Origin of the sequence: Variovorax ureilyticus (assembly GCF_037889935.1) — a bacterium.
GTDB lineage: Bacteria > Pseudomonadota > Gammaproteobacteria > Burkholderiales > Burkholderiaceae_C > Variovorax > Variovorax ureilyticus.
On the sequence record NZ_JBBKZU010000009.1, the window covers coordinates 117,661 to 142,262 of the forward strand.

At 68.4% G+C, this 24,602-nt stretch carries 25 protein-coding genes; 13 read left to right on the forward strand and 12 right to left on the reverse strand.

Annotated elements, in window-relative coordinates:
• Window positions 1–160: 160 nt before the first annotated feature.
• From WKW77_RS20780 to WKW77_RS20790, 3 genes are all read right to left on the reverse strand, one after another.
• Window positions 161–1,915 carry an FkbM family methyltransferase gene (locus tag WKW77_RS20780; RefSeq protein WP_340358778.1) on the reverse strand — a complete coding sequence of 585 codons (1,755 nt, stop codon included), beginning with the start codon at window positions 1,913–1,915 and terminating at the stop codon, window positions 161–163.
• 65 nt (window positions 1,916–1,980) lie between these two features.
• On the reverse strand, window positions 1,981–2,688 hold the full coding sequence (locus WKW77_RS20785; RefSeq protein WP_340358779.1) for an RNA pseudouridine synthase: 708 nt from the start codon (window positions 2,686–2,688) through the stop codon (window positions 1,981–1,983).
• A gap of 10 nt (window positions 2,689–2,698) precedes the next feature.
• On the reverse strand, window positions 2,699–4,357 hold the full coding sequence (locus tag WKW77_RS20790; RefSeq protein WP_340358780.1) for an MBL fold metallo-hydrolase: 1,659 nt from the start codon (window positions 4,355–4,357) through the stop codon (window positions 2,699–2,701).
• A 127-nt stretch (window positions 4,358–4,484) separates the two neighbouring features.
• Here WKW77_RS20790 and WKW77_RS20795 point away from each other — a divergent pair, with 127 nt between their 5' ends.
• Window positions 4,485–5,489 carry a Bug family tripartite tricarboxylate transporter substrate binding protein gene (locus WKW77_RS20795; RefSeq protein WP_340358781.1) on the forward strand — a complete coding sequence of 335 codons (1,005 nt, stop codon included), beginning with the start codon at window positions 4,485–4,487 and terminating at the stop codon, window positions 5,487–5,489.
• Window positions 5,490–5,737: 248 nt separating this feature from the next.
• Here the strand turns inward: WKW77_RS20795 and WKW77_RS20800 are convergent, their stop codons facing one another.
• Window positions 5,738–6,214 (reverse strand): tetratricopeptide repeat protein, encoded by a 477-nt coding sequence (locus WKW77_RS20800; RefSeq protein ID WP_340358782.1) that lies wholly within the window; start codon window positions 6,212–6,214, stop codon window positions 5,738–5,740.
• Window positions 6,215–6,377: 163 nt separating this feature from the next.
• Between WKW77_RS20800 and WKW77_RS20805 the strand changes: the two genes are divergently transcribed.
• Together WKW77_RS20805 and WKW77_RS20810 are read left to right on the forward strand one after the other, a co-directional pair.
• A complete protein-coding gene (locus tag WKW77_RS20805; protein ID WP_340358783.1) occupies window positions 6,378–7,769 on the forward strand; it encodes an NfeD family protein in 1,392 nt (463 codons plus the stop codon).
• Window positions 7,770–7,784: 15 nt separating this feature from the next.
• A complete protein-coding gene (locus tag WKW77_RS20810) occupies window positions 7,785–8,579 on the forward strand; it encodes a slipin family protein (RefSeq protein WP_340358784.1) in 795 nt (264 codons plus the stop codon).
• Between the two features lie 9 nt (window positions 8,580–8,588).
• Here WKW77_RS20810 and WKW77_RS20815 read toward each other — a convergent pair whose 3' ends face one another.
• Window positions 8,589–9,518 carry a LysR family transcriptional regulator gene (locus WKW77_RS20815; protein WP_340358785.1) on the reverse strand — a complete coding sequence of 310 codons (930 nt, stop codon included), beginning with the start codon at window positions 9,516–9,518 and terminating at the stop codon, window positions 8,589–8,591.
• Between the two features lie 168 nt (window positions 9,519–9,686).
• Here WKW77_RS20815 and WKW77_RS20820 point away from each other — a divergent pair, with 168 nt between their 5' ends.
• The gene (locus tag WKW77_RS20820) at window positions 9,687–10,436 is read left to right on the forward strand and encodes an SDR family oxidoreductase (RefSeq protein ID WP_340358786.1); all 750 of its coding nucleotides are present in this window, start codon (window positions 9,687–9,689) and stop codon (window positions 10,434–10,436) included.
• Between the two features lie 64 nt (window positions 10,437–10,500).
• Window positions 10,501–11,475 (forward strand): magnesium/cobalt transporter CorA, encoded by a 975-nt coding sequence (corA, locus tag WKW77_RS20825; RefSeq protein WP_340358787.1) that lies wholly within the window; start codon window positions 10,501–10,503, stop codon window positions 11,473–11,475.
• A gap of 15 nt (window positions 11,476–11,490) precedes the next feature.
• On the opposite strand, the gene WKW77_RS20830 is transcribed toward corA, so the two are convergent.
• From WKW77_RS20830 to WKW77_RS20850, 5 genes are all read right to left on the reverse strand, one after another.
• Window positions 11,491–11,763, reverse strand: a complete 273-nt coding sequence (locus WKW77_RS20830) for a hypothetical protein (RefSeq protein WP_340358788.1) — start codon at window positions 11,761–11,763, stop codon at window positions 11,491–11,493.
• A 79-nt stretch (window positions 11,764–11,842) separates the two neighbouring features.
• The gene (locus WKW77_RS20835) at window positions 11,843–12,529 is read right to left on the reverse strand and encodes a response regulator (RefSeq protein WP_340358789.1); all 687 of its coding nucleotides are present in this window, start codon (window positions 12,527–12,529) and stop codon (window positions 11,843–11,845) included.
• A complete protein-coding gene (locus tag WKW77_RS20840) occupies window positions 12,526–14,112 on the reverse strand; it encodes an ATP-binding protein (RefSeq protein WP_340358790.1) in 1,587 nt (528 codons plus the stop codon). Before WKW77_RS20840 ends, WKW77_RS20835 begins: the two co-directional genes overlap by 4 nt.
• Window positions 14,113–14,221: 109 nt before the next feature.
• A complete protein-coding gene (locus WKW77_RS20845) occupies window positions 14,222–14,431 on the reverse strand; it encodes a hypothetical protein (RefSeq protein WP_340358791.1) in 210 nt (69 codons plus the stop codon).
• A gap of 71 nt (window positions 14,432–14,502) precedes the next feature.
• On the reverse strand, window positions 14,503–15,117 hold the full coding sequence (locus tag WKW77_RS20850) for an ATP-binding protein (RefSeq protein WP_340358792.1): 615 nt from the start codon (window positions 15,115–15,117) through the stop codon (window positions 14,503–14,505).
• Window positions 15,118–15,243: 126 nt separating this feature from the next.
• Here WKW77_RS20850 and WKW77_RS20855 point away from each other — a divergent pair, with 126 nt between their 5' ends.
• Window positions 15,244–15,735, forward strand: coding sequence for a nucleoside deaminase (locus WKW77_RS20855; protein ID WP_340358793.1), 492 nt, complete (start codon window positions 15,244–15,246; stop codon window positions 15,733–15,735).
• A 59-nt stretch (window positions 15,736–15,794) separates the two neighbouring features.
• Here the strand turns inward: WKW77_RS20855 and aqpZ are convergent, their stop codons facing one another.
• Window positions 15,795–16,523, reverse strand: a complete 729-nt coding sequence (gene aqpZ, locus WKW77_RS20860) for an aquaporin Z (protein WP_340358794.1) — start codon at window positions 16,521–16,523, stop codon at window positions 15,795–15,797.
• Between the two features lie 143 nt (window positions 16,524–16,666).
• Here aqpZ and WKW77_RS20865 point away from each other — a divergent pair, with 143 nt between their 5' ends.
• A complete protein-coding gene (locus WKW77_RS20865) occupies window positions 16,667–17,569 on the forward strand; it encodes a ketopantoate reductase family protein (protein WP_340358795.1) in 903 nt (300 codons plus the stop codon).
• 10 nt (window positions 17,570–17,579) lie between these two features.
• Here the strand turns inward: WKW77_RS20865 and WKW77_RS20870 are convergent, their stop codons facing one another.
• Entirely contained in the window at window positions 17,580–19,157 is a 1,578-nt protein-coding gene (locus tag WKW77_RS20870; protein ID WP_340358796.1) for a SidA/IucD/PvdA family monooxygenase, read from the reverse strand.
• Between the two features lie 21 nt (window positions 19,158–19,178).
• Here WKW77_RS20870 and WKW77_RS20875 point away from each other — a divergent pair, with 21 nt between their 5' ends.
• The 6 genes from WKW77_RS20875 to WKW77_RS20900 all read left to right on the forward strand — a co-directional run bounded on the left by WKW77_RS20875 (window position 19,179) and on the right by WKW77_RS20900 (window position 24,570).
• Window positions 19,179–19,814, forward strand: coding sequence for a 2-hydroxychromene-2-carboxylate isomerase (locus tag WKW77_RS20875; RefSeq protein ID WP_340358797.1), 636 nt, complete (start codon window positions 19,179–19,181; stop codon window positions 19,812–19,814).
• Window positions 19,815–20,108: 294 nt separating this feature from the next.
• Complete coding sequence (gene dapF / locus WKW77_RS20880) at window positions 20,109–20,984, forward strand: diaminopimelate epimerase (RefSeq protein ID WP_340358798.1); 876 nt, start codon at window positions 20,109–20,111, stop codon at window positions 20,982–20,984.
• Window positions 20,981–21,670, forward strand: coding sequence for a DUF484 family protein (locus tag WKW77_RS20885; protein ID WP_340358799.1), 690 nt, complete (start codon window positions 20,981–20,983; stop codon window positions 21,668–21,670). Before dapF ends, WKW77_RS20885 begins: the two co-directional genes overlap by 4 nt.
• Complete coding sequence (locus WKW77_RS20890) at window positions 21,667–22,275, forward strand: YdcF family protein (RefSeq protein WP_340358800.1); 609 nt, start codon at window positions 21,667–21,669, stop codon at window positions 22,273–22,275. Before WKW77_RS20885 ends, WKW77_RS20890 begins: the two co-directional genes overlap by 4 nt.
• A 103-nt stretch (window positions 22,276–22,378) precedes the next feature.
• On the forward strand, window positions 22,379–23,371 hold the full coding sequence (locus WKW77_RS20895; RefSeq protein ID WP_340358801.1) for a tyrosine recombinase XerC: 993 nt from the start codon (window positions 22,379–22,381) through the stop codon (window positions 23,369–23,371).
• Window positions 23,368–24,570, forward strand: a complete 1,203-nt coding sequence (locus tag WKW77_RS20900; RefSeq protein ID WP_340358802.1) for a class I SAM-dependent rRNA methyltransferase — start codon at window positions 23,368–23,370, stop codon at window positions 24,568–24,570. The genes WKW77_RS20895 and WKW77_RS20900 overlap by 4 nt, the downstream gene beginning before the upstream one ends.
• Window positions 24,571–24,602 lie beyond the last annotated feature (32 nt).

A 24,602-nucleotide genomic window follows, 5' to 3' on the forward strand; every position in this document is an offset into this window, starting at 1 on the left:
TGGTATGACGAGGCTGTTGGCATTTACTTCTCCCTGAGTTGCAATGCTGCGCCGGTGGTGGCGCAGCGGATAGTCGAAATCTGGTGCAGAGCCCGCACGTGCGGCCGGTGACACGGCGCTCGCGGGGCGACCGATAGGCGATCGGTCTCTCGAGGTTCGATCAGTCGATGAGGTCGGCGATCCGTACGTGGCGCGGGCTGTCGCCGGGAATCGCGAGGATGTTGATGAAGCCGCCAGACGCAGGATCAATGTCGGAGGAAAGTCGCGCCTGCAGGCGCCGACGGGTGAGCGTGACCAGTCTCGGATGGGCCTCCGAGACCTCGTACATCAGATAGCCCAACTGCTCGAGCCGATCCGGAACCGCATGGGGTCCATCGCCGGAATGCTGAAGGCCAAAAGGCCAGAACTCGAGCAGCATCACGGGCCGCCAGCCGGCATCGAGGAGCTGGCGCGCTCCCGAGAGCATCCGCGCTTCCGAGCCTTGCGTATCCGACTTGACGATGTCGGGAAGACGCTGTTCTCCACCGAGAACGGTGTCGAGACTGCCGATAGGGACATCGACGAACGAGCGCGATGTGCCGTCGTCGAAGACCCGATGGTCGCCGAGATTCGTGTCTGAAAGGTAGAGCCGTGCGGTTCCATTGGTTTCGCCGACCGCTTCGCAGCGCAGTTCGGCAAGAGGAGCCACCGCGTTGCGCCCGACGTTGCGGCGAAGCAGCGCATGGTTGAGCGGATCCGGTTCGAAGCACATGAGACGTCCGCGTTCGCCGATCAGCTTCGAGGCGACGACCGAGTACCAGCCAATGTTGGCGCCAATGTCCAGCACGAAGTCACCGGGACTGCAGAGCCGCCGAAATACCTCGGTCTCGAATGGCTCCCAGACATGGTCGCGCGCCAGGTCACCGGAGATGTATTGGTCCGGCTTGCGGTGAATCTCGAATTGAAAGTGCGGGAGATTCGGCGCGCGGGCTTCGATGATCCAGGGACGTTCGACGCACTGCCGTATTACTGCGCTCTTCAGCCAGCGGAGGCTGCTGCGATGTCCGCTTCCATGCCCGGCGAGCCAATATCGCGGGGGTTGATACAGCGTTCGCGCCGTATGGACTGGAAAGCAATGGGCGAGATCCTGCCGGACAAAGAAGGCGTTGACTCCGCTCAGCCCGCAGCTGACCAGCCGATAGCCTTCCAGGCCATCCACCCAGGTCTCGAGGGATGCGCCGAAATAGTCATCGCCCGACCAGCGGTGGTCGGGGTCGTAGTCCATTTCGAGACGGCACGGTGGTGGGAACTTCGCGTTGTATTCGACGCACAGCAGCTTGGGCCGCACCCATTCGAGCGCGGCCCGCGTCAAATGCGTGTCGTTGCCGTCGATGTCGAGCGAAAGGAAATCGACTTCATCGGTGCCGAGAAAGGCTTTGGCATCCCGGACGACGTTGTCGATGGAGTCGAGCGTCAGGAATGCATGGAGGACGTGCAGCATCGGAGTCTGGAGGCTTCCGAGCTGTGACTCGATGAACTTGATCTTCGCTGCGTCGCCATCGACCCAGAACCCGGCGAAGCCTTCCAGAGCCAGTTGGTGCGTATTGTTTTCGAGGCCGTCGGAACAGCCGATTTCGATGAACGTGCGCGAGAGCGGAGTGGCGTTCGCAATGCGCTGGAGACACTCGCCAATGATCCCGTCTTCATCGCATTGCGAATAGGAGCGCCAGCCCTGGATCGCAGGATTGCCCGGTGTGGTCCGGGCCAATGCGATCTTCAATGCGGCGATGCATTGCTCCGCTTCGTGTTGAAGGTTCGGCTGCGCAGGTGCTGAAACCCGACGCAGAAGCTCGATCGAGCCTGAGTCGATGTGCTCCACCCGGCCATCGCTGACGGATGGCACGCGCGCGGCCGCAATTGACGCTGCTTCGGCCAATGATGTTCTCCCTGAACGTTTTGAATCATTGTATTCAACCGAATTTGCGCCGAGCACCAGATTTGTCAGAAACGCTCGTGCGGCAAGAGATAGCGCCACTGGCTGGGGAGCAGCCCCGCCAGAGGTATGCGCCCGATCCGGATACGCTTCATCGACAGGATGCGCAGCCCGGCCTGGGTGCACAGGTTGGCGATCTGCCCGGGGCGCGGGCCCTTGATCGCGAAGCGCAGGCCGGTGTGGCCCTCGCCGCGCTGGCCGACGCTCACGCGCGCGGGCGAGCGGTCGAAGTGCGCGAGGGTCTCGGGGCCGATCGCGCCTTCCACATCCACCATGATCTCGTGCTCGATGATGGCGGCGTCCTCCTGCAATCTGCGCTCGATGCGCCATTCCTGCGTGAAGACGATCAGGCCGCTGGCGCCGGTCTCGAGCGGCGTCATGCAGCGCTGTCCGGCGACGTGGCGCGGCAGGAAGCGCAGGCCGGCACGTTCGGGATCGTGGTGGTTCGCAGGCACGAGCAGCCGATGCGCGTTGTCTGTCGGCATGCCGGCGGGCTTGTGCAGCAGCAGGGTGACCGACACCACCGGCTGGGGACGCGCGCCGGGTTCGATCTCCACGCGCTGGTGCGGCAGCACGCGCATCTGCGGCACCAGGGAGGGTTCGCCGTCGACGCGGACTGCGCCGTTCTCGATCAGCAATTCGGCCTCGCGTCGCGAGCAACCGGCGAGCGCCGCCACGCGCTTGGCGAGACGGATGCCTTCTTCCGCGTCGGTCATCGCACGAACCTCATGCCTGCGAGACCTGGCGGATGCGCTCGACGTGCGCCGCCAGCGAACGTGCCGCCACCGGCCACATGCGCTGCGGCACGTCGTCGTAGGCGAGCGGCAGCCAGTCTTCCGGCGTGCCTTCGGGCAGCTTGCGCATCGCGGCCGCGATCTTGGCTTCGCGCTTGAGCCGGTGCGCTTTGAGATGCGCGAGCGCCGCGCGCGCATGGCCGAGCACATAGCCGTGCGCGGGCAGGATGAAGTCGATGCCGCCCTGCTCGCAAGCTGCGTCGAGCTTGTCGAGGGAGTCGAGGTAGGCGTTCATGTTGCCGTCGGGTGGGTCGATGACTGTGGTGCTGCCGTTGAGCACATGGTCGCCGGAGAAGAGCAGGCCGTCTTCCTCCAGCACCAGGCACAGGTGGTTGGCCGCGTGGCCCGGCGTGTGGACCGCGCGCAGGGTGTGCGTGTGCGTTCCCGAGCCGAGGACGACCCGTTCGCCATCCACCAGTTCGCGGTCGGGCGTGAAGCGCGCGGACGATCGCGCAGTCCACGCCGACGCCAGTCCGAGGATCGGCGGGGGCGTCTTGCACAGCCGCTGCAGCGGCGCGGCGCCGGGCGAATGATCGGCGTGCGAATGCGTGCAGACGATCACGCGGATGTCGCCGCCGGTCGCGCGCCAGAGCCGGTCGATGTGCCCGGCGTCGTTCGGGCCAGGATCGATCACGAGGTAGCCGGTGGACGCATCACCCACGATGTAGCTGTTGGTGCCGGGGCCGGTCATCGCGCCAGGGTTGGGCGCCGTCAGGCGCCGCACGTTCTTCAGCAGCGGCACGGGCTTGTCGCACTGCCAGTCGAGCGTGTGCACGATCTGGCCGTCTGGGCTCACCAGCGCGAGTTCGCCGAAAGCCGACTCGTGTTCCATGAAGCGCGCGTCCTTCCCGCGAAGCAGGCCGGCACGCGGGCAACTGGTCCACAGCGGACCTTCGCCGCCCTCGCGGTTCCCGCAGGCATCGAGCAACGCATCCACCGACTCGTAGGCGGCGAGCCGCTCCAGTGTGCGCAGCGTCGGGAAGATCATGAAGAAGGTGCCGGCCTCGTGGCGTGCCAGTGCATCGGCGGGTCGCACCCAGCACGGCTCGAACTGCTCGGCTTCGTCGGCGCTCGGCGTCTGGCCTTCGGGCATGCGCGCCACGAGGAAGGGCACGTCGAAGCGCTTGGGCAGATCGCGATCGGTGATCCAGTGCGCGAGCGTGAAGACCTGGTCGGTGGACAGCCGCAGGCCGCGCTGCGCGCACTGCTCGGCGAAGGCGACCGTGGTCGCGGCGGTGCTGCGGTCCATGGTGGCGAATTCATCGGCGGTCACCGGCCGTCCATCCGGGTGGTGGGCCAGCAGCACGCCCAGTTCCTCGAAGCTTTCTCGAATCGCGGCGATGGCCTGCGTGAGCTGCTCGTCGCTCTGCGTGCCGCGGCGCGTGGCAATGGCACGTGCGGTCGCGTCGCCCTCGTCGATGCGGCCGCCCGGGAAGACGTACGCGCCCGGTGCGAAGCTGGCGTTGGCCGATCGGCGCGTCATGAGCACTTCGACGCCTTCGGGCGTGTCGCGCAGCAGGAGCACGGTCGCAGCGGAATAGGGGCGCGCCGGTTCGCGCTGCGGATGGAGCAGTTGGGTGGGTCGTACCATGATCCAGGGATTATCGGGAGAAGCCCGCCGGCGCGCCCCGCAGCGCTTGCCGGTGCATAAGCTCCGAACGGATCGGGCATGAGCGACGCGCCACAATCCTGCCGTTGACCCGATCGAAAGAACGCCCATGACCGCTCCATCTTCCGGCCGCATCTGCCGACTCCTCGTGCTCGCCGCGCTGGCGGCCTCCGCGGTGGCGCCGGCCGCCTTCGCCCAGTCCGACTGGCCGCATCAGCCGATCACGTTGATCATGGGCTTCCCGGCCGGCTCGGGCGTCGACGTGGTCGCGCGCACGATCCAGGAGCCGTTGCAGCGCAAGCTCGGACAGCCGGTGGTGATCGACTACCGCGCCGGCGCGGCCGGCAACATCGCCAGCGAATACGTCGCGCACGCCAAGCCCGACGGCTACACGCTCTCCTTCGGCACCGCGGCGACGCACGGCAGCAATGCGGCGCTCTACAAGAAGCTGCCCTTCGACGTGGAAGCCGACTTCGTGCCGGTCGCGCCGGTGCTCGATGTGTCGAACGTGCTCACGATCAACCCCGACGTGATCAACGTGAAGACGCTCAAGGAATTCGTCGACGTGGTGAAGGCGAACCCCGGCAAGTACAACTACGCCTCCACCGGCAACGGCGCCGGCACGCACATGGCCTTCGCGGAGTTCAATTCGCGCCTCGGGCTCGACATGGTGCACGTGCCTTACAAGGGCGGCCCGGAAGCCATCACCTCCGTCGTGCGCGGCGAGACCTGCTGCATCATGAACCAGGTCCAGACGGTGCTGCCGCAGTACAAGGCGGGCAAGGTGCGCCTCTTGGGCGTGACGACCGCGACGCCGGTGGCGGCGGTCAGGGAAGTGCCGACCATCGCGTCGAGCGGCATTCCGGGCACCAAGGGCTTCGACAGTTCGATCTGGTTCGGCGTGTTCGCGCCCAAGGGCACCGATCCGCGCATCGTCGAGAGGCTCAACGCGGCGATCCAGTCGGTGCTGGAGCAGCCCGACATCCGCGAGAAGTTCGAGAGCCAGGGCAACACGATCCGCATCGAGTCGCCGGCGCAGTTCAGGCAGACGGTTCACGCCAATCGCGTGAAGTGGGCCGAAGTCGCGAAGACCGCGAACATCAGCATTGACTGAACTCACCCCCAGGCTCGCGCACTTCGTGTCGCTCTCCACCCCCGACCGGGGGCAGCACCGGCGGCCCGGCGGAGCCGGTTCCGCGGTGCTTCACCAACGGGCCTGGCTGCGCCGGCCCAGCATGCATTCTTGGCGGCGCGCAGCGCACGCCCGCTCGTGGACTGCCGCGGAACCGGCTTCGCCGGGCCGCTGGCTGTGCCCCCCGGCGGGGGGTGCCCGAGCCACACGAAGTGGGCGAGGCCGGGGGGTCATTTCTTCTTGTAGTCGGCGATCTTTTCCTTGAGTTCGGTGTACTGCTCGCAGGGCAGCCAGCACAGCTTGTCCAGCGCCTTGAGGTGCACCTCGGCATCCGCCACGCGGCCCACCTGCAGGTAGGCCTCGCCGATGTATTCGTGGGCGTCGCGATGCTTCGGGTTGATCTGCAGGGCGCGCTCGTAGTGCTTGAAGGAGTTGTCCATGTCGCCGATGTGCCGGTAAGAGAAACCGAGCAGGTTCCACGCATCGGCATTGTTCGGGTCGACCTGGATCACCAGCGTGAGGCGGCCAATGGCTTCCTTCCACTGCTCAGCCTTGATGGCGGCCTGGGCCGCAGCGTAGTTGGGGTCGACGGGCTTCGTTTCGACGGTTCCGCCACCCCCACCTCCGCCGCCGCCACCACCCGCGGGCCAGGCGGGCAGATTCAGAAGGGCGACGCACACCGCTGCTGCCAAAGCTGTCTTGCGCATGTCGATGCTCCCGGGATGAATCATCGGGGCTGAATTCAATTCCGGCGCCTTGCGGGTGTCAACGCGGCGCCGGGCATACGCATCTCGCGTTCAGGGTGTTTCTCTCGTTTGCTCTGCTGCGATGCCATGTGACAGCGTCCCTCCCGCTCCCTAGAATGAAACGATGAGGTCCGCCAGAGCATGGTTGACGGGACTGGTCCTCTCCGCCTTCGCGGCAGGAGCGGCCGATGCCCAAGCCGTGCCCGCCGCGCCGGCCGCCGCCGCGAAGCCCGGGACGGTGGTGCTGATGGAACTCGATGGCGCCATCGGCCCCGCGTCCGTCGACTACATCCGGCGCGGACTCAAGCAGGCGGACAAGGCGGATGCGCGCCTCGCGGTGATCCAGATCGACACGCCCGGCGGGCTCGATGCCTCGATGCGCAGCATCATCAAGGACATCCTCGCATCGCCCGTCCCGGTGGCGACCTTCGTCGCACCCAACGGGGCGCGCGCCGCGAGTGCCGGCACCTACATCCTCTACGCGAGCCACATCGCGGCCATGGCGCCGGCTTCCAATCTCGGCGCGGCGACACCGGTCGCGATCGGCATGCCGAATCCGGCCGGGCCGGCCCCCAAGCCCGAGTCGTCGGGCAAGGGCGAGCCCGAGGGCGACGCGATGACCGCCAAGCGCCTTTCCGATGCCTCCGCCTACATTCGCAGCCTCGCGCAGCTGCGCGAACGCAACGCGGAGTGGGGAGAAAAGGCGGTGCGCGAATCCGTGAGCCTGTCGGCGCAGGAGGCGAAGGAGAAGAACGTCGTCGACTTCGTGGCGCGCGATGTGTCGGACCTGCTGATGCAGGCCAACGGACGCGAGGTGCGCACCATCAACGGCAAGGTGAAGCTCGCCACGCAGCGCGCCGAGTTGCTGGTCATCGATGCGGACTGGCGTACCCGGCTGCTGTCGGTGATCACCGAGCCGAGCCTGGCGCTCATCCTCCTGATGATCGGGGTCTACGGCCTGTTGTTCGAGTTCTCGAACCCCGGCTTCGTGCTGCCCGGCGTGGCGGGCGCGATCAGCCTGATGCTCGCGCTTTTCGGGCTGCAGATGCTGCCGGTCAACTATGCGGGGCTGGGGCTCATCTTCCTCGGCGTGGCGTTCCTGATCGCCGAGGCCTTCCTGCCGACCTTCGGCGTGCTCGGCGTCGGCGGCGTGGTGGCCTTCTGCATCGGCGCCGTGCTGCTGATCGACAACGAGGCGCCGGGCTTCGGCGTGCCGCTATGGCTCATCGGGCTGCTGGCGGCGGGATCGGCCGCATTCATCCTCGTCGTCGGCGGGGTTGCGGCGAAATCGCGACGACGGCCACTGGCGGTCGGCGTCTCGACGCTGGTCGGCGCGACCGGCGAGCTGGTCGAGTTCGCCGACGGCGAAGGCTGGGCACAGATCCAGGGCGACTATTGGAAGGTGCGCGGCTCCGATGCCCTGCGGCCCGGACGGCGCATCCGCGTCACACAGGTCCAGGGCCTCGCACTGCAGGTGACCGACGAAGAAGGACAGCAAAGCCCCGCCGGGGCCTGAAGCGAGGCAACCACCATGTTCATCAACTTCAGCCTCGTGCTCGTCGCCTTCTTCGTCGTGCTGCTGGCCATGCTGGCCGCCGCCTCGCTGCGCATCCTGCGCGAGTACGAACGCGGCGTGGTGTTCCAGCTCGGCCGGTTCTGGAAGGTCAAGGGGCCGGGGCTCGTGATCCTCATCCCAGGCATCCAGCAGATGGTGCGGGTGGGGCTGCGCGTGATGGTGCTCGACATCCCGAGCCAGGATCTCATCACCCGCGACAACGTTTCGGTCAAGGTGAACGCGGTGCTGTACTTCCGGGTGATCGATCCCGAGAAGGCGATCATCCAGGTCGAGAAGTACTTCGAAGCCACCAGCCAGCTCGCGCAGACCACGCTGCGCGCGGTGCTCGGCAAGCACGACCTGGACGGCCTGCTCGCCGAGCGCGAGCGGCTCAACCTCGACATCCAGAAGACCCTGGAGGCGCAGACCTTCCAGTGGGGCATCAAGGTCACCAACGTCGAGATCAAGCACGTCGACCTCAACGAGACCATGATCCGCGCGATCGCCCGGCAGGCGGAAGCGGAGCGCGAGCGGCGCGCGAAGGTGATCCATGCCGAAGGCGAGCTGCAGGCTTCCGTCAAGCTCGCCGAGGCGGCTGAGATCCTGGGGCGACACCCGCAGGCGCTGCAGCTGCGCTACCTCGAGACGCTCACGGTGATCGCGGCCGACAAGAACTCGACCATCGTGTTTCCGCTGCCCGTGGACGTCATCGGACCGTTCATGCAGGTCATGCAGGCCATGCAGCACAAGCCGGACGCACCGAAGCCCTGACTGCGGGACTCAGCGCGCGAACGGGTCCAGTCCCTGCACCAGCCGCTTCGCAAGCCGGGGCTGCCGCAGCTGGTCGAGCCACCACTGGAGGGCGCGGCCCTCCTGACCCTCCTGCTCGCCGCGCCAGGCGACATAGAGCGTGTTGGGCTCGCGCGGATTGGCGGTCTTCTTCTCGACCAGTTCGCCGCGCGCGAGCAGCGAGGCGGCGCGCTGCCGCGGCAGCCAGCCGACGCCCAGGGCCTCGCGCTGCGCGAGGATCTTGGCGCGCATCGTCGGCACCGCCAGCGTGGCCTGCCCGCCCTGGACGCCGTAGGCGCTGCCGCCGGTGGCGCGCGAGCTGTCGGCCACGACGACCGCGCGGTGGCTCGCGATCAGGTCGCGGCCGAGCGGCTCCTTCGCCTTGGCAAGCGGATGACGCGGCGACACCGCGAAGACCCATTCCATGACGCCGAGCTCGAACCAGCGCACGCCCTGGTAGGCCGGCGGTTCGTTGGTCGCGCCGACCACCAGATCGGCGCGGCCGTCGCGCAGCGCTTCCCAGGTGCCGCGGAGCACTTCGTGCGTCACACGCAGCGGCACGCCGGACTCGAGCGCATCGAAGGCGGCGATGACCGGGAGGAGCGTCTCGAACTCGATGACCTCGTCGGTCACGATCCAGAGGCGGTCCTCCCAGCCGCTGGCGACCTGCCGCACACGCTGCGAGAGCCGCGAGACATCGAGCGCCAGCCGGGCCGCTTCCTGCGCGAGCAGCTGTCCCGCGGGCGTGAGCTGCAGGCGGTAGCGCCGGCGGTCGAAAAGCAGGGCGTCGAATCTCTCCTCGAGCTGCCGGGCTGCATGAGAGACGGTCGAGGGCGCCTTGCCCAGCCGGGCGGCCGCGCGCGACAGACTCCCGCTCTCGCGGATCGCCTCCAGCAGCGCGAGTTCATCGTTCGACAGCATGTTCGGTCCCCTCCGGCGAGTTCGACGCCATGATGGCATGTCGTGCCAAAACGTTCGATGCTTTCGAACATGTTCATCGCGAAGGCGGTACGTCAAAAACCGCCGGGAAGCCGACCATTCATCCACGGTGATCGCACCGCAACCCAATGGATTCGAATGGAGAACATCATGGAACGCTTTCAAGACAAGACAGTCCTCGTCACCGGCGGCACGAGCGGCATCGGCCTCGCCGCAGCCAGGGCCTTCATCGCGGAAGGCGCCCGCGTCGTCATCACCGGCCGCGATACCGCGGCGCTCGACAAGGCGCAAGCCGAACTCGGCCCGCGCGCCGTCGCCGTGCGCAACGACGCCGCGGCGCCCGGGGCTGCGAAGGAACTCGCCGCGGCAATCTCGGGCCACGGCCTGAAGCTCGACGCGGCATTCCTCAACGCCGGCATCGCGAAGTTCGCGGGGCTGTCCGACGTGACCGAAGCCCTCTGGGACGAGACCTTCGACATCAACGTCAAGGGCTTGTTCTTCCAGGTGCAGGCCCTCGCGCCGCTGCTCGCGCAGGGTGCGTCGATCGTGATCAACGGCTCGATCAACGCCCACATCGGCATGCCGGGCAGCGCGGTCTATGCGGCGAGCAAGGCGGCGGTCGTTTCGATGGCGAAGACGCTGTCGGCCGAGCTGCTGCCGCAAGGTGCGCGGGTCAATGTCGTGAGTCCCGGGCCGATCCGCACGCCGTTGTACGGCAAGCTCGGCTTCGACGCGAGCGCGCTGGAAACGGTCGCCGCGCAGATCCAGGCGCAGGTCCCGCTCGGCCGCTTCGGCACGCCGGAAGAGTTGGCATCGACCGTGCTGCATGTGGCAGCGCCGGAGTCGGCCTTCATCGTCGGCACCGAGATCATCGTGGACGGCGGCATGAGCCAGCTCTGATCGCCCGCTGGACATGGCGGCCCATGGCAAGATGGGCCGTCTTTGTCTCCCGGGGGTGAACCGCATGCTCGTCAACTGCGTGGTCTACGAAAACGGCAACAAGCTGGCCGACATCCCGGTCGCGAGCATCAGCGAATACCTCCAGCTCCCGGGCTGCTTCGTCTGGGTGGCATTGCACGATGCGACGCCCGAAGAGCTGGAAGAGGTACGGCAGGAATTCGCGCTGCACCCGCTGGCGGTCGAGGACGCGCAGCACGGCCACCAGCGGCCGAAGGTGGAGGAATACGGCGATTCGCTCTTCGTGGTCATGCACCTGCTGGAGCCCGGGGGTGATGGGCAGCCGACACTCGGCATCGGCGAGGTCGACGTCTTCGTCGGCCAGAACTACGTGGTGTCGGTGCGCAACCGCAGCGAGCACGGCTTCACCGAAGTCCGCGCGCGCTGCGAGCGCGAGCCGGAGCTGCTGAGGAACGGCCCGGGCTTCGTTCTCTATGCGCTGATGGACGCGGTGGTGGACCGCTACTTCCCAGTCATCGATGCCTTCGAGGTCGAACTGGAGACGATCGAGGAGCGCATCTTCACCAAGGGCGAGGCGCGCGAGAACGTGCAGCGGCTCTACGAACTGAAGCAGCGGCTCACCCTGCTCAAGCATGCGGTGGCGCCGCTGCTGGAGGGCGCGGGCAAGCTTTACGGCGGCCGGGTGCCGCAGATCTGCATGGGGTCGCAGGCCTACTTCCGCGACGTGGTCGACCACCTCGGGCGCATCAATGCGTCGACCGACACGATCCGCGACACCATCGGCACCGCGATCAGCGTGAATCTCTCGATGGTGACCATCGAGGACAACGAAGTCACCAAGCGCCTCGCCGCCTGGGCCGCGATCTTCGCGGTGTGCACCTCGTTCGCGGGCATCTGGGGCATGAACTTCAAGAACATGCCGGAGCTGGAATGGCGCTACGGCTATCTCGTCGCGCTGGGGCTCATCGCCTCGCTCTGCGGCTACCTGTATTTCCGGTTCAGGCGCGCCGGCTGGGTTTGAGCCGGCGCGTCGTGCTCAGCGCTGCGGCGGTGGTGGGGGCATGAAGACCAGCCGCCCGTCCGGCGCGCGCTGGCAGGTGCCCTTGAACGGCTCGCCGTGGCGCCCGCTGAGCTGGACGACCGCGCCTTCCTGCTGACCTTCGCAGGCGCGCATGACTTCCGGCGGCGGCGGGCGTAGTTCGTGATGATGGGGCGGCGGGGGTGGCGGGGGTGGCGGAGGCGGCGGCATCACGCAGCCCTGCAGCGCGGCAGCAAGGCCGAGCAGGCTCCATCCACAGGTACGAGTCACGGGGGTATTCCTTCCTTCCATTGCGGCTTCGATGCTCGCCCGCAACTTCGGAGGAATGTGGGAGCACGCCAGTGGCGGTTCAGTCCTCCGGCGGCTCGAACGCGAAGCCGACGCCATAGACCGATCGGATCCAGTCGTGCTCCGAGCCGGTCGCGGCCATCTTGCGCCGGAGGTTCTTGACGTGGCTGTCGACGGCGCGCTCGGTCACCTCGGCGGCGTCGTCATAGGCGAGGTCCAACAGTTGCGAGCGCGAGAAGATCCGCCCGGGCTGCCGCGAAAGCGCCTGCAGCAGCCGGAATTCGAGTCGCGTGAGCGTGAGCTGCACGCCGTCGAGCGACGCGCGCCACAGCGAGTCGTCCAGCTCCAGCCGGCGATCGGCCGGCGCGGCCGGTTCGTCCTGCGCGGCGCTGCGGCGAAGCACGGCGCGCACCCGCGCGACGACTTCGCGCGGAGAGAAGGGCTTGCAGACGTAGTCGTCCGCGCCGAGCTCGAGCCCGACGAGCCGGTCGACCTCCTCGATCCGTGCGGTCAGCATGATGACCGGCCGCGCGTTGTGCTTGCGGATCTCGCGCAGCACCGACATGCCGTCCAGGCGCGGCAGCATCACGTCGAGCAGCGTGAGCGCAGGCGGGTCGGCCAGCATGCGCTGGAGCGCGCTCTCGCCATCGGCGACGCGCTCCGGCTCGTAGCCCGCGTGACGCAGGTAGTCCACCAGCACCGAAGCGATGTCGTCTTCGTCTTCGACCACGAGGATGCGCGTCGTCATGCGGCATTCTCCAGCGGCAGGGTGACGGTGAGGCGCAATCCGCCGAGCGGCGATGGCGCGGCGTCTATCGATCCGCCGTGCGCCTCGAAGGTGATGCGGCAGATGGCGAGCCCGAGCCCGGAGCCGCCGAGCGCGCGGCTGCGCGACGCCTCGCCGCGGAAGAGCCGTTCGAAGAGGCGCGGCATTTCCTCGGGTGGAACGCCGGGCGGGCTGTCGTCGAAGCGAAGCACCAGGCGGTCCCTGCCTTCGCTGGTCTCGATATGCGCATCGATGCGCATGCGACCCCCGACGTCGGTGTAGGAGAGCGTGTTCTCCAGCAGATTCATGAAGGCCTGGTGCAGCCGGCGCGCGTCGCCGCGGGCCGCGGGCGGGTGCCTGCCGGCGAGGGCGTCCAGCGCGGTGGCATCGAGCGAGATCATGCGCTGGGCGAAGCGTTCGCGCGTGAGCGCGAGCGACTCCCTGAGGATCGCCAGCGGATACACCGTGACGAAAAGAGATGAACTCTCGCTCTGCTCGCGCATGCTGCTGCGCAGATCGTCCACCAATTGCCCGAGCCGCATGACCTGCCGGTGCAGCCGCAGGGCGGTCTTCGCGTCGAAGGTGCGGATGCCGTCCTGCAGCGCCTCGATCTCGGCGCGCATCGCGGCGAGCGGCGTGCGCAGTTCGTGCGCGACGTCGGCCAGCCATTCGCGGCGCGACGCCTCGATGCTGTCGAGGCGCTCGGCCATGTCGTTGAAGGTGCGGCCCAGCAGCGCGAGTTCGTCGCTTCCGTGCACCGGCACGCGCGTGTCCAGCCGGCCCTGCGCAATGCGTTGCGCGCCCTGCGTGAGCGCGTCGATCGGCGCGAACCAGCGTCGCGCGAGCAGCCACGCGAGCAGCAGCGCGAGCGCGAGACCTGCCACGCCCGTCCAGATCACGAAGCCGGACTGGCGCGCGACGAAGGCGCGGTCCGCATCGGTCTCCAGCCCCTCCAGCGGCGCGAGCACCAGCGTGCCGATCACGCGGTCGCCGTCGCGCAGCGGCAGGCGCGCGGCGGTCGATGGATCGACCTTGGCGCCGACCACCCACGTGCCGTTCGCGTCGAGCAACCCGAGTCGTCGGTAGACGGAGTCCGGATTGCGCAGCAGAGCGCCCAGCAGGCCGGGCGGCGGGGGAAATGACTGCCGCGGCGGCAGCAGTTCGGGCGGCCCCGGCGGGCGCGAGTGAAACTCGCCGCCGGAGGGGCCGATCTCCCACGACGGCGGGCGGAAGTCGTGCGGCGGCCATGGCGGGACGCGCCGCGGCGGCTCGCCGGGCGGGCCGCCGATGGCGGAGTTGTGCTCGACCGCGCCGAAGGCCGTCATCGGCAGGCGCAGCCATGCGGCCTCGTTGCTGCGCAGGTCGTCCCAGTTGCCGTGCGCGGCATGGTGCTTGCGGAGCAGTTCGGCGAACCAGTCCATGCGGCGGATCTCGATCTCGGCCACGTAGGCGCCGAGGCCGCGCTGGAGGCCGAGCCACGAGAAGGTGGTGAAGATCGCAAGCAATGCCGCGAGCAACAGCACCAGCGCGAGAAGGATTTTCCGGAAGAGGGTGAGGCGGGGCATGGCGGCGGATGCGGGGGCGCCGCATTGTGCGGCATCCATGGCTGGCGACTGGTGGGTGCTCAGGCTGCGATGAGGCGACGCGCAACGGCGCACGCGCAGCCCTGCAACTTCATTTGGCGGCGCACTTCCTGTCGGTCGCGGTGAGCGGGGCGTGCGCGGGGCTGGTGGCCATGATCGGCGCCAGCGTCGAAGGATTGGTCGGTGCCATTGCGTTGCCGCAGGTGGTGCCCGTGGCTGCGAACAGTCCCAACACACCGATCGCGCAGATCGCACCGAGGGCATGGCCCAGGCCGGGGGCGCGGAGTGAAGACAGGACCATGTTCGTGGCTCCGGGGAGCGCGAAGCGAGAGGCGGCGAGTCTGCGCGGCGATGTGGGAGAAAAGACGGAGCTCAATACACGCTCCCGATCGCGTCCTGCAGCGGAAGCCGCAAGGTGATGCCCAGGCTGCCCAGGGGCGAGGGCGCAGCGTAGATGCGGCCCCGATGCTCGGAAACGATCTGCGTGCACAGCGCGACGCTCGCCGCCGTGTCGCCGTCGCCGCGCCCTGCTGCGGTGGCCGTGCCTGCCGCATCGAAGCAGCGCGCGAGGCGCGGTTCGCCGGCGCCGGGCGCGGCATCCATGAAGTTGACCACCGCGTGCGTGCCCTCGACGCGGCCGAGCACGCGCAAGGTGCTGCCGGCCTGCATGGCGCGGCATGCGAGATCGACGATGTGCGCAAAGACCTCCTGCATGCCCGAGCGATCGAGCAGTACCGGGAGCGGGTCGGCGGGAAGCATCATCTCGAGCGCCATGCCGGCGGCCTGGAGCCGCACGCGCAGCGAGTCCGACATCTGGCCGAGCAGCTGGCGGATGTCGGCGGCGTGTTCCGGCCGGCTCGCCATGCGGCCCTGCTGCGCGATCGATGCGGCCGGACTGGGTTCGTCGCTTTGCCGCAAAAGGATGCGCCAGAATGCATAGAGCAGGATGGTGACGAAGACGACGAGGCTGATCTGGGCTGCTTTCATGCAGTTCGACTGTTGTTGCGGTGCGTCGGATTAACGCTTGCCGAGGGCCTTTTCGCAACAACGCCCCGACCGGGCGACCGGCCTTCAAGATGTCTCCTCAATCCTGGTTCATGGAAGGAAAGAACGATGTACGAAGAGAAGTTCATGCAGCGCGCGATTGCGCTGTCGGCACAGGCGCTGGAGACGACGGGCACGGAGCCCTTCGGCGCGGTGATCGTCCGCGACGGCGCGGTGGTGGGCGAGGGCTTCAACCATTCCGTCGCGCACTTCGATCCGACGTCGCATGGCGAGGTCGAAGCCATCCGTGATGCATGCCGCAACCTGAAGACCGTGAACCTCGGCGGATGCGAACTCTACACCTCGTGCGAGCCGTGCGCATTGTGCGTGGCCGCAATGCGCATCGCGGGCATCCGCAAGCTCTACTACGCAGCGTCGCTCGCGCAGTCGGGCGAGGCCTTCGAGGGCGTGCCGGTGGCGGCGCGGCATCCGATCGACGTGGACGCGCTGCGCGCGGAAGCCGGAGCGCCGCTCGAAGCGCGCGCCATGCCGTCCGAGCAGAAGATGGATCGCGAAGCCGTGGCGGTGCTCGAAGCGTGGGCCGCTGGCCGTCGCGCATGAAAAAACCTGCGTGCTCCGCCAGGAGCAGCAGGTTCGTGGGCTGAAGAAAAGAAGGCGGGCTACGCCTGATTCGGCGTGGCGTGCGACTGGGACTGGCTATCGGACAACAGCGCACGGTAGATCAGCGCACCGATCACCGCGCCTGCCAGCGGGGCGGCCCAGAAGAGCCAGAGTTGGTCCATCGCCCAGTGCGGAGCGAACAGGGCCGGGCCGGTGCTTCGTGCCGGATTGACCGAGGTGTTCGTCACCGGGATCGACACCAGGTGGATGAGCGTGAGGCACAGGCCGATCGCGAGGCCCGCCATGCCGCCGGTCGCGCGGCTCGCCGTCGCGCCGAGGATCACGATCAGGAACACGGCCGTCGTCACCACTTCGGTGATCAGCGCGGCGGTGATGCCGTAGCCGCCGGGCGAGTGCTCGCCGAAGCCGTTGGCCGCGAAGCCACCGAGCTCGGCTCCGGGCTTCCCGCTGGCGATGAGATAGAGGATCGCGGCGGCGACGCAGGCGCCCGCCACCTGCGAGACCACGTAGCCGGGCAGCCGCCCGATCGGCATGCGGCCCGCCGCGACCAGGCCGAGCGAGACAGCGGGATTGAAGTGCCCGCCCGAGATCGGTCCGAACGCATAGGCGCCGGTGACGACCGTGAGGCCGAAGGCGAGCGAGACGCCGAGCAGGCCGATGCCGAGTTGGGGAAAGGCCGCCGCGAGCACCGCGCTGCCGCAGCCGCCGAAGGTCAGCCAGAAGGTGCCGAGGAATTCGGCGGACCAGACTTTGAGATTGCTGTTCATGTGGTTTGTGACTCCCTGAAAAAAAACCGTCCGCAATATAAGCAGCGCCTTGAATGATTCGATGTAACGAGGCGCCGATCCGATGCAAATCTCACGCGCGGCATGCACGGTGAGAAGATTCACCGATCGATCGAGGAAATCACATGAACATTGCAGTGATGGGCGCCGGCGCTGTCGGCTGTTACTACGGCGGCATGCTCGCGCGCGCCGGGCATGCGGTGACGCTGATCGGCAGGCCGCAGCATGTGGAGGCGATCCGGCGAGACGGCCTGCTGCTCGACACCCGCACCTTCAGGCAACACGTGCGGCTCGAAGCGAGCACCGAGGTGAACGCGGTGCGGGGCGCGGATCTGATCCTCTTCTGCGTCAAGTCGACCGACACCGAAATCGCCGCGGACGAGATGAAGCCTCACCTGAAGCCGCAGGCGCTGGTGCTCACGCTGCAGAACGGCGTCGACAACGCCGAGCGCCTGCAAGCGCGTCTGTCGCAGGTCGTGGTGCCGACCGTGGTGTATGTGGCCACGGAGATGGCCGGCCCGGGTCATCTCAAGCACCACGGGCGCGGCGAACTGGTCATCGCGACGACCGCCGCGAGCGAAGGCATCGCGAAGACCTTCGCAGAGGCCGGCATCCCGACGCAGGTGTCCGACAACGTGATCGGCGCGCTGTGGATGAAGCTCATCCTGAACTGCGCCTACAACGCGCTGTCGGCGATCACGCAGCTTCCCTACGGCCGCGTGGTGCCCGGCGAAAGCGTGGAAGGCGTGATGCGTGACGTGGTGCAGGAGTGCGTCGCGGTCGCGCAGGCCGGTGGCGTCAGGCTGCCCGGCGACGCGTGGCAGGTGGTTGCCGGTCTCGTGCAGACGATGCCGACGCAGTATTCGTCCACCGCCCAGGACCTCGCGCGCGGCAAGCGCAGCGAGATCGACCATCTCAACGGCTACGTGATGCGCAAGGGCGAGTCGCTCGGCGTGCCGACCCCCGTCAACCGCACGCTCTTCGCGCTCGTCAAGCTGATCGAGGCGCGGCAGGCGACGGCCGCCTGAGCCTCGCGGCTCACGCGTCGGAGGCCGGCGGCACGTACCAGCGGGTGGCGATGAGTTCCGGCTCGTCGTGCGCCTGCAGGCGGTCCCAGTGGCGGTCCGCGTCTTCGACGAACAGGTCCCGCGCGATGCCTTGCGCGAGCCGCGCGGCGCCGATGGCGAGACCCGGAATGTCCCCCGCCAGGGCGCCGTGGCTCATCGTCGCGCCCCAGTTGAAGAGCCGCATGCGCGCGAGCGCCGCCGCTTGAGGGTGCGCTGCGTCGGCACTTCGCATCTCGAACCCTGCGCCCAGATACGGGAAGCGGGCAGGCTCCGGGTGTCGCTCGGCCTCGGTCGCGGAGACGTGGTGGGCCCACGTGTCGATCTGTGCCGTGTAGGCCGCGATCTCGGGCCGGTCGAGCAGATCCACGTCGAAGCCGGTGCCGAAGATCACCGCGTCGAAGCGCTCCATGCCGCCGTTGGGCAGCGTGACGGTCACGCCGTCCTCGTCGGGCGCGACATCGACCCACGGCGTTCCCAGCCGCAGCTCGAAGGCATCGTGCGCGTCGCAGCGGCGGACGGTTTCCCACGGCGGCGGAACCTGCTCGTCGAAGATGTAGGTGTAGACGCGCCATTTGCGCGCGTCGTCGAGGCCTTCGAAGCCGCGCAGGAAGCCGTGGTTCGACGCGGCCTTGCTCTTGTTGACCTGCGGCAGGTGCGCGCGGCGCGCGAACAGGGTGACGTTGGCGGCGCCCGCCTCGAGTGCGCAGGCCGCGTTGTCGAAGGCCGAGGCGCCGGCGCCGAGCACGCCGATGCGGCAGCCTTCCCAGCCCTGGAAGTCGATCGGATCGGCGGAATGGAACACGCGCGCGGCCGCCAGCGGATCGTCCCGGCGCAGCGACGGAAAGTCCGGCCATCGCGGCGCGCCGCTTCCGTCCCGGCCCAGCGCGAGCACCAATTGGCGTGCACGCACCGTCTCCCGGCGGCCGTCCGCGTGTTCGAGCGTGATGTGCAGCAACTGGCCGTCGTCCGAATGCGAGACCGAATTCAGCGCCACGCCGTTCTCGACCGGCAGCCCGACCGTGTCGCGCACCCACAGCAGGTAGTCGCGCCAGTCCACGCGGCCGATCTTGTGCAGCGCCTGCCAGCCGGGCGCGCCCAGTCCGGACAGCACCGCACCCTCACCGTGCTGCGCCTCGTACCACGCGCGAAAGCTCAGCGATGGCACGCCGAGTTCGGGGCCGCCGATGTGCTTGGGGCTGCGCAACGTGAGCATGCGCGCATAGGTGCCCCACGGGCCTTCCTCGCCGCGCGCGGCACGGTCGATCACCCGGACATCGGTGACTCCTTCGCGGCGCAGCGCGAAGGCGGCCGTCTGGCCGCACATGCCGGCGCCGGCCACCAGCACGTCGAGCACCGGCGACTCGGGAGTGGACGATTCGGCCGGCAGCACCCAGGCGGGCGGCGGCACATTGATGCGTTCGAGGTCGGCACGCGCCTGCGCGGTCAGGCGGTCGAGCGCCTCCGTGTGGCGCGGGCTCGCGACGAATTGCAGAGGAACCGCAGGAAGCGCCGGTTCAGCGGGCGTGGGCACGGGGTCTTGGGAAGCCATCGCGCAAAGATAATCCAGATCATGATCGCGCTCGACTGCTACTACAGCCTGTCTTCTCCCTGGGCCTACCTCGGCGGCCCGCAACTCCAGGACATCGTGCGGCGCCACCATGTGAAGCTCACGCTCAAGCCCTACGACTTCCAGGCGGTGGTGCCTCAAACCGGCGGGATTCCGCTGAAGACCCGGCCCGAGGCGCGCCGGACGTATCACGCGCTCGAACTGGAGCGCTGGCGCGACTACCTCGGCATGCCGCTCGTGCTCGAGCCCGCTCACTATCCCAAGGGAGCGCCGAGCGATCGCGACTGGAACAAGTATCCCGGCTGGATGGTGATCGCCGCCCAGCTGCAGGGGCTCGACGCGCAGCCGCTGTCCCATGCGCTGCTTCGCGCCCTCTGGGCGGAAGAGCGCGACACCTCCGACGCGGCGGTGCGCATCGCGGTCGCCGACGAGAACGGCTACGACGGCGCGGCGCTGCAGGCGATGGAGCAGAAGGCCGAGACGCAGGCGGTCTATCGCGCCTACACCGCCGAGGCGGTGGACAAGGGGGTGTTCGGCTCGCCGATCTTCATCCTCGACGGCGAACGCTTCTGGGGACAGGACCGGCTGGTGTTCCTCGACCGCGCGATCGACCGCCTCCGGGCGGCGCGCGGCGCTTAGGGCCTGCTGACACTATTTTCATAGTGCCCGTTGCCCCACAAAGGTGGTGGCTGCAAGGCGCAAACCGCAGCCGGGCTGCCTGCCCGGCGAGGATTTGCAACGCCGCAGACGCCGCCTTTGCGGGGCAACCCTTCGGGCAAGGCAGTAAAAGGCCGCACTCGTCGTTGCGCGCCTTGTCCATGCATTAGCATGGACTGCGGCACGCGCCTAGATTGCGGCCTTTTACTGCCTTGCGGGCACTATGAAAATAGTGTCAGCAGGCCCCAGTCGCGGGCGGCAGCAGATAATTCCCCGATGCGAATCCGCTTCACCAAGATGCAGGGCGCCGGCAACGACTTCGTCGTGCTGGACGAAACCCGCGGGCCGCTCGGCCTCGGGCCTGCGCAATACCGCTTCCTGGCCGACCGCCATTTCGGCGTCGGCGCCGACCAGATCCTGTCGGTGCGGCCCTCGCCCGGCGAAGGCGTCGACTTCCAGTACGTGATCCACAACGCCGACGGCGGCGAGGTCGAGCAGTGCGGCAACGGCGCGCGCTGCTTCATGCGCTTCGTGCACGAGCACGGCCTCACGCCCAAGCGCACGGTGCGCGTGCAGACGCTCTCCGGCGTCATCGAGCCGCGCATGGGCGCCGACGGCCGCGTGACCGTGGACATGGGCGCGCCGATCTTCGAACCCGCACGCGTTCCGTTCGACACGGCGGGGCTCACGCCGCTGCACGAGAACGGCTGGCACAAGTGGCACCTGGCGCTCGGCACGCATGCCGACAGCGCGATCGTCTCGGTCGCGGTGCTGTCGATGGGCAATCCGCATGCTGTGCAGCTCGTCGACGACGTCGACACCGCGCCGGTGGCGAAGCAGGGCCCGCTGATCGAGCACCATCCGCGCTTTCCGCAGCGGGTCAACGCCGGCTTCATGCAGGTGGTCGATCGTTCGCACGTGCGGCTGCGCGTCTTCGAGCGCGGTGCCGGCGAGACCCTGGCATGCGGCACCGGCGCCTGCGCGGCGGTGGTCGCCGGCATCCGGCTCGGCCTGCTCGAATCGCGCGTGGATGTGGAAACGCGCGGCGGCCTTCTCACCATCGAGTGGGCCGGGGACGGCGCGCCGGTGCTGATGACCGGCCCCGCGGTTACCGTGTTCGAAGGCGACATCGAAGTCCCGGACCTGCCATGAAGAATTTCAACCAAGACGTCATGAATCCGATCACCGAAGACGACATCGCCAACTACCTGTCCAACACCCCCGATTTCTTCGAGCGCCACGCGCAGTTGCTCGGGCAGGTGCAGCTCACCAGCCCGCACGGCAACCGCGCGGTCAGCCTGCAGGAGCGGCAGGCCGAGATGCTGCGCGAGAAGATCAAGGCGCTGGAGCACCGCATCATGGACATGGTGCGCCACGGGACCGAGAACGGCGTGACGGCCGACCGGCTCCAGCGCTGGACCCGCGCGCTGCTGACCACGCGCGATCCGCGCCGGCTGCCGACCGAGATCGCCGCGCAGTTGCAGGACCTCTTCCTGGTGCCGCAGGCGGCCATCAAGGTCTGGGACTGCGACAGTGCCTACCAGGGCGAGCCCTACACCCAATCGGTGAGCGACGACGTGAAGACGCTCGTCACTTCGCTCACGGCCCCTTACTGCGGGCTGAATTCCGGTTTCGAGGCGGCGGGCTGGCTGGCCGAACCGCAAGCCGCGGTATCGATAGCGCTGATCCCGCTGCGCGATTCGGCCGAATCGCCGGCGTTCGGCCTGCTCGTGCTCGCGTCGCCCGATGCTCAGCGCTACAACGCCGAGATGGGCACCGACTTCCTGGAGCGCATCGCCGAGCTCGCCTCGAGCGCGCTGTCGCGGCTGCGGTCTTGAGTCCTGCGCTCCGGCGCGGCCTGTGGGGCGCGCTGCTGGTCTTCCTGCTCGGCTATCTCTCGATCTCCTTCACGGTGTGGCGCCATGCGCGCGAAGTGCTCGCGCATCCGCCGCAGCGCGCGGCGGACGTGGCACTGGTGCTCGGCAACCGGGCCTATCGCGACGGCAAGCCCAATCCCTGCCTGACCGGCCGCGTCGATGCCGGCATTGCGCTCGCCAAGGCGGGGCTCGTGCAGAGACTGGTCTTCAGCGGCGGCGTGGACAGCGAGGATGGCCGCATCGAGGCCGAGGTGATGGAACTGCATGCCCGTGCCTCCGGCTATGCCGGTCCGCTGCTCCTGGAGCCGCGCTCGCAATCCACGCTCGAAAACCTCCTGATGTCCGGCCCGCTGATGCAGGCGGCCGGGGTGCGCAGCGTGATCGTCGTTTCCGAGCCCTACCACCTTTGGCGTGCCGAGCGGCTGGTCCGGGGGGCCGGCTTCGACCGGACGTTCGACGTCCAGTACGCCGCCGCGCCCACGTCCTGCTGGAAGCGCTGGGGCATGGTGTTCAAGGGTGCATTGCGCGAGCCCTTCGCGATCGTGAAGAATGCCGTGAACTATTAGCTCGCCCCCAGGCTTGCCCACTTCGTGTGGTCGACCCCTGCCGGGGGGCAGCACCGGCGGCCCGGCGGAGCCGGTTCCGCGGTGTTTCTGGAAGGAATGGTCGTTGCCTCCGTTGATTGAGCGCTATCTTGAATATGTTCGCGTCGAGCGCCGCCTCGCTGCGCGCACGGTGGAGCTTTACAGCATCCACCTGAAGACGCTCGCCGAGAAGGCCGAGGCGGCCGGGGTGGCGCTCGACGAGGTCCAGACCGCCCATATGCGCCGCTGGATGGCCCAGCTCCACAGTGCCGGGCGCGAGTCGCGCGGCATCGCGCTGGTGCTGTCGTGCTGGCGCAGCTTCTATCGCTGGCTCGGCCATGAAGGGCTGGTGGGGTCGAACCCGGTGCAGGACGTTCATGCGCCGAAGGCGGACCGGCCATTGCCCAAGGCACTCGCGGTCGACGACGCCGTGCAGCTTGCGGATCTCCACGACGCGGAGGCCGACCCATGGACCGAAGCGCGCGACCGCGCCATCGTCGAGCTGCTCTACGGCTGCGGCCTGCGCGTGGGCGAATTGACCGGGCTGGACGCGCGTCCCAGCCCCGTGGCGCGCGGCTGGGTCGACCTCGAAGCGGCCGAAGCCAATGTGCTCGGCAAGGGCAGCAAGCGGCGCATCGTGCCCGTGGGTCGCAAGGCGGCGGAAGCCCTGCGTGCCTGGCTCGCGGTACGGGACGACTGTCCGGCTGCCCCGGCGGCGCGGCTGCGCGACCCTGACAGTGCGGCGGCGCTCTTCATCGGCCGCAACGGCCTGCGCTTCTCGGCCCAGTCGGTGTGGAAGCAGTTGCGGCAGCGCAGCCTGAAAGCCGGACTCGCGGTGCCGGTCCATCCGCACATGCTGCGCCACTCCTTCGCCAGCCATGTGCTGCAATCGAGCAGCGACCTGCGCGCGGTGCAGGAGCTCCTGGGCCACGCGAACATTTCCACCACGCAGGTCTACACGCGGCTGGATTTCCAGCATCTCGCGCGGGCCTACGACGCTGCCCATCCGCGGGCGCGTGCCCGGGACGAGCAAGAGCCGCCCGCGGGCGAAAGAAAGATCAAGAGCAGCAAATCATGAAAGTCCTCCGTCTCCGGCCCGGCAAGGAGCGCTCGCTGCAGCGGCGCCATCCGTGGATCTTCGAATCCGCCATCGCCAAGGGCGGCGCCGATGCGGGCGAGACCGTGCGCATCGAATCTGGCGACGGCCAGTTCCTGGCCTGGGCGGCATTCAGCCCGAATTCCAAGATCCGGGCGCGGGCCTGGAGCTTCGACGAGAAGCAGCGCATCGATGCCGCCTTCTTCGCGGCCCGGGTGGCCAGTGCGGTCGCAGCCCGGGAACTGTTCGACCTGCAGAGCGACGGCGTGCGGCTGATCCATGGCGAGGCCGACGGACTGCCGGGGCTGATCGTCGACCGCTACGGCGACACGCTGGTCGCGCAGTTCCTCTCGGCCGGCGTCGAGCGCTGGAAGGGCGCGCTGGCGGATGCGCTGCTGGCTGCCACCGGCCTGCAGAAGCTCTACGAGCGTTCCGACGCCAGCGGGCGCGAGCGCGAAGGACTGCCCCCGGTCACCGGCTGGCTGCGCGGCCATGGCGAGACCGAGCTGACGATCCGCGAGCATGAATGGCGCCTCGGCCTCGACGTCGCGACGGGCCACAAGACCGGCTTCTACCTGGACCAGCGCGACAGCCGCAAGCGCTTCGCCGAACTGGCCGCGCGACGCCGGTTCCGGCGCGTGCTCAACTGCTTCTGCTACACGGGCGGATTCACGGTCGCCGCGCTGGCGGGGCTGAAATCGGCAGGCGCGGTCTCCGGAGCCGAGCTCATCTCGATCGATTCGTCGCTGCCCGCGCTGGAGCGTGCGCGCGCCCATCTGGCGCTCAACGGGTTCGAGGAAGCCCAGGCAGAGTTCCTCGACGCCGATGTCAACGCGTCGCTGCGCCGCTTCGTCGAGGAGGGCCGGAGCTTCGATGCCATCGTGCTCGATCCGCCGAAGTTCGCGCCGACCGTCGCGCATGCCGAACGGGCCGCGCGGGCCTACAAGGACCTCAACCGGCAGGCCTTCAAGCTGCTCGCGCCGGGCGGCCATCTGCTGACCTTCTCGTGCTCCGGCGGCATCGGCGCGGACCTGTTCCACAAGATCGTGGCCTCGGCCGGCATCGATGCCGGCGTGGACGGCTACATCACCGAGCGCCTCGGCGCCGCCCCCGACCACCCGATGACCATCGAGTTTCCGGAAGGCGAGTACCTGAAAGGCTTGGTCGTGGTGCGCAAATGAGCGGCGCCGGGCCGCCCCAAGCTGCGAAGGCC